At 74.4% G+C, this 3,763-nt stretch carries 2 protein-coding genes; one reads left to right on the top strand and one right to left on the bottom strand.

What is annotated here, in order from left to right; genetic code table 11:
• Positions 1-4: 4 nt before the first annotated feature.
• Positions 5-3,208 carry a bifunctional cytochrome P450/NADPH--P450 reductase gene (locus ACFU7Y_RS41625; protein ID WP_380771619.1) on the bottom strand — a complete coding sequence of 1,068 codons (3,204 nt, stop codon included), beginning with the start codon at positions 3,206-3,208 and terminating at the stop codon, positions 5-7.
• A 161-nt stretch (positions 3,209-3,369) separates the two neighbouring features.
• Between ACFU7Y_RS41625 and ACFU7Y_RS41620 the strand changes: the two genes are divergently transcribed.
• Positions 3,370-3,763, top strand: a 394-nt coding sequence (locus ACFU7Y_RS41620) for a PAS domain-containing protein (protein WP_380771617.1), incomplete at its 3' end; no start/stop codon positions are given.

Genomic DNA, 3,763 nt, shown 5'->3' with positions numbered 1-3,763 from the left:
GCGCTCAGCCCGCGTACACGTCCTCGACGTACCGGCCGGCCTCGATCAGCCCCTGCAGCCAGGCCTGCGACCGCTGCTCGTCGGCCCCCGGAGTGCGCTCCCGGTACAGCGCCCGGAAGGCCGCCCGGACGCCCGGCGCCATCCGGGCCCCGTCCCCGCACACGTACACCTCGGCACCGGCTTCGAGCAGCTCCCAGACCTCGGCCGCCTCGGCCGTGATCCGGTCCTGCACGTAGCGCCGCCCGTGCTGCGGCCGCTCGCTGAAGGCGGGCCGCAGCGACACCGCGCCGGCCTGTTCGGCCGCCTCCAGCTCGCCCCGGTGCAGGTAGTCCGCCGCCGCGTCGTCGCAGCCGAAGTACAGCAGTGCCGGGGCGAGTTCGGCCCCCTCGGCGAGCAGTGCCCGGCGGTCGGCGACAGCGCCCCGGAAGGGTGCCAGGCCGGTGCCGGCCGCGATCATGACCACCGGGGTGCGGTGGCCGATCCGGAACGCCTCGCGGCAGGGCTGGACCCGGGCCAGCACGGTGTCACCGACGGCCGCCCGGTCGAGGTGGCCGGAGCCGGTGCCGCGGAAGGTGCCCCGGCCGGAGCGGGCCGGCCCGCTGAGCACCGAGACCATCAGGTCCACCTGGCCCGGGTCGCCGGCGGGCGAGGAGGAGATCGAGTAGTGCCGCGGCCGGATCGGCGGCAGCAGCTCCAGCAGCACCGGCCAGGTGAGCCGCTCCTGCACGGCCGGGTGGTCCTCGATCAGGTCCAGCAGGGTGCGCGGGTCGTCCTCCGGCAGCGCCCGCAGCGCGGCCTGCTCGGGCGGGCAGGGGTTGAGCGCGGCCAGTGCGGCGCGCTGCTCGGCGCTCGGGCGGTCCTGCAACTCGACGTGGTGGGTGAGCAGTTCGCGCACCGCCAGCGGGCGGTCGACGGCCGGTCCGGTGCGCCGGTGCGCCACGATGGCCAGCACCGTGTCCGGGTCGGCGCCGAACAGCTTGGCGGCGCGCTCGACCAGCGCCGGGTCGTTGGCCGGCAGCACGGTGAGGTGGTCGGCGGTCCGGTAGCCGGTGCCTTCCGGCAGGGCCAGGCGGACCAGCCGCTTGACCCGGTGGTAGTCGGGGTCGGTCAGGCTGCCGACGGCGGTGACGGTCAGCTCCGCCATGTCGTGCCGGGCGGCCAGCGCGGCCAGCGGGCCGCCGGTCACCTCGGTCACCGAGTAGGCGGCCTCCGGCTGCGGCGCGGCGGGGGCGTCGGCGTCCCCGTAGCGCGCCAGCAGGGCCTCGCGCAGTGCCCCGGTGAACTCCCGTACGGTGCCGGCCAGGTCGCCGGAGGCGTCGGCCTCGGCGCGGGCCAGCAGCCGGGTGCCGCCGAGCGCGGCGAGCCGGTCGTCGATCAGCGCCGGGACGCGCTGGTAGGTCGCGGCGTAGGTGCGGTCGCCGATGCCGAGCACCGCGTACTCGACACCGTCGGCCGTCCCGCCGTCCCCGGACTCGTGGGAGTCGTACGACTCCTGGAGCCGGCGGACGAACAGGGCCGCGTCGTCGGTCGGCTGCCCGTTGTACGAGGCCGCGGTGATCACCACCGGCCGGTCGGTGGGCAGCCCGTCCGCGTACGCGTCCAGCGGGGCGATCTCGGTCTCGCAGCCGAGGTCGGCGGCGGCCTCCGCGAGCTGCCGGCCGAACTCCCGGCAGGCGCCGTAGTTCGAGCCGTGCAGGAGCAGCAGCCCGGTCCCCCGCCGGACCCGCCCGGGGCGTTCGGCGGCCGGGCCGGCCTGCCGGTCCACAGCCGTCGGCGTGGCGCCGAGGCCGGCGGTCCGGACGGGCGTACGCCGGGCGAGGCCGAGGGTGAACCCGTCGGGCTTGATGGTGAGGGTCTGCTTGACGGTGAGCCGGTAGTCGGCGTGGTCGATCAGCCGGTAGCGGTGGACCAGCATGCCGAGCAGCATGACGGCCTCGTGCAGCGCGAACTGCCGTCCGATGCAGGCGCGTTCGCCGGTACCGAAGGGCTTGAAGGCATGCGGGGAGCGGGCCTGCTCGCACTCGGGGTCGAACCGGGACGGGTCGAACAGCTCCGGGTTGTCGCCCCACGCCGGGTCGCGGTGCAGCATCGGCGTGCTGACGAAGACCGTCTCCCCGGCGCGCAGCGGGATGCGGCCGCCGAGCAGGGTGTCCTCGCGCGCCTCCCGGCTGAACGCGGGCGCCGTCGGCCACAGCCGCAGCGCCTCGTTGAGCACCTGGCGGGTGTGGCGCAGCCGTCCGACGTCCTCGTAGGAGGGCTCCGGGTCGGTCTGGGCGCCCCAGAGCGCGTCCACCTCCCGCTGCACCTGCCGCAGCACGGTCGGGTGCTTGACCAGGTAGTACAGCGCGAAGGAGAGCGCGCCCGAGGTGGTCTCGTGGCCGGCGATCAGGAAGGTGATCACCTGGTTGCGGATGTTCTCGGCGTCCAGCCGGGTGCCGTCCGAAGGGCGGACCGCGCCGAGCATCAGGCCGAGCAGGTCCTCGGCCGGGCCTTGCTCCTCCTCCCCGGCACGGGCGGCGATCACCTCGTCCACCACGTTGGCCAGGTAGTCGGCGTCGGCCCGGAAGGCCGCGTCGCGTTCGCGGTGGTCCGCCTGCGGGTCACGGGTGAGCCCTGTCATCGCCCAGTTCAGGCAGCGCACCATCGCCTCGACGAAGGGGTGCGGCTCGTCCCGCTCGAAGGATCCGAAGTCGAAGCCGAAGCCGGCCAGCCCGATGGTGTCCAGGGTCATCCGGGTCATGTCGCCGGGCACGTCCACCGGCAGTCCGGCGGCCTGCCGGCGGTCCCAGGAGTCGACCAGCCTGCGGGCCACCCGCAGCATCACCGGGTGGTAGGTGCGCATCGAGCCGAGCGCGAAGGCGGGCATCAGGATGTCGTGCGCCCGGGCCCAGTTGGGCTCGTCGTTGTAGGCGGTGAACAGGCCGTCGCCGGTGAACTGACGGACGTTCTCCAGGGCCGGGCCGACCGACTTGGTGAAGCGGGTCTCGTCGGCCAGCTCCGCCACCAGCTCCAGGCTGCTGACGACCATGAGGTCCCGGCCGTGCAGCCGCTGGACGAAGGCCGGGCCGTGCTCTCTGGCCAGTTCCATGGTGCGCAGCATCGGGACGGCGGCCGGCGGCGCCGCCGAGATGTCCACCAGGGGGACGGCCCGGCCCTCCGCCCCGGCCGCCCGCTCGTCCTCGGTCATGCTCTCCACGGTCTCGGTCATCGCTGTGCCCCTCCCACGGCAGGAAACTTTCGACTTCCACCACTGTGCGCCCATCGGGCGGCGGGTCCGGCCGGGATCACTACATGATTGTGTAGTACCCGGGGCGGTCGCGGACTTGCCCACGAACCGTCAGCTCTGGTCCCCGGCAAGGAGAACCACAGATGCGAACGACCGAGGGCTGCGGGCCCGCACCGGGCAGCCGGCCGGACGCCGCCGTGATCTGGCGCAACCGGGCGCTGCGGCTGCTGGACCACGTACCGCTGCCCATCGCGGTGTGCGAGTTCGGCGGGCGGATCCTGATCGTCAACCGCGCGATGGCGGCCGAATTCGGGCGCTTGCCGGGGCAGATGCGCAACCGTAGGATCCTGGAGTTCTTCACCCTCCGGGACAGCGGCACCCTGGAGGCGCTCACCGAGGCCGTACGGCTGCACCGCCGCTCCCAGTACCCGGCCCGGGTCTCCTGGACGCCCGTCGACGGCCGCGGGCGCAACGGCGAGATGACCGTCGCCCTGGTCGGCGACACCCCGGAGCAGACCCCGAGCCTGCTGCTCTCGC

The organism is Kitasatospora sp. NPDC057542 (genome assembly GCF_042801945.1).
Lineage (GTDB): Bacteria > Actinomycetota > Actinomycetes > Streptomycetales > Streptomycetaceae > Kitasatospora.
Note: the sequence above shows the minus strand (reverse complement) of the source record. Positions and strands in the feature narration are given on the sequence as shown.

Excerpts from the sequence above, each read along its gene's own strand:
- ACFU7Y_RS41625 (WP_380771619.1), bottom strand. The coding sequence starts at position 3,208 with ATGACCGAGACCGTGGAGAGCATGACCGAGGACGAGCGGGCGGCCGGG.